Source organism: Polaribacter sp. BAL334, assembly GCF_015767435.1.
GTDB lineage: Bacteria > Bacteroidota > Bacteroidia > Flavobacteriales > Flavobacteriaceae > Polaribacter.
The window spans coordinates 1-549 of sequence record NZ_JADWOV010000266.1; the positions used below are offsets into that span (position 1 = coordinate 1).

Sequence of the window (549 nt, forward strand, 5' to 3'; positions counted from 1 at the left end):
ATTTAATAACTTCCCCATTTTCTAAAACAATAGCTTTAGGAATTAATGAAATTTTTAATTTTCTACCACTAAAAATAATTTTTTTAATTTCATTGTATTCTGCATTGTATTCTTGGGTACTATCTTTATCCCAATTAAATTTAAGTAGGTTTGGATCAGTGATACCAAATAACTCATACATATTTAATGGTTCTAATGGCTCTTTAAAAGTATATAAGAAATTTTCATCTACGGATAATATTTTATTAAACGAATCACTAATTGTTAAAACCCCTTTAAATTCAATAATCTTTTTATCTAAAAAGGTTGATTTATAAGTTATTTTTTCTACGTCAAAAGAAAAACCTTTCTCAAGTCCATTTTTATCTATTTTAATATAAGCCTCTTTAAATTTAACATCGAGCACATCTTCGGGTTTTAGAGAACTCTTTAAACGAACATATTCTTTTTCATAAAGTTCTGAATAATTTTTACTTCTAACTTCAATTCCTGCAAAATTGTAATAAGATTTATCAAAATCATAAATTTTATTTTTCTCTTTTAATACAC

Annotated in this window: 1 protein-coding gene; it reads right to left on the reverse strand. The window is 23.7% G+C overall.

The window, feature by feature from the left end; genetic code table 11:
- A partial coding sequence (locus IU405_RS05505) for a hypothetical protein (RefSeq protein ID WP_197437613.1) occupies positions 1-549 on the reverse strand: 549 nt, incomplete at both ends.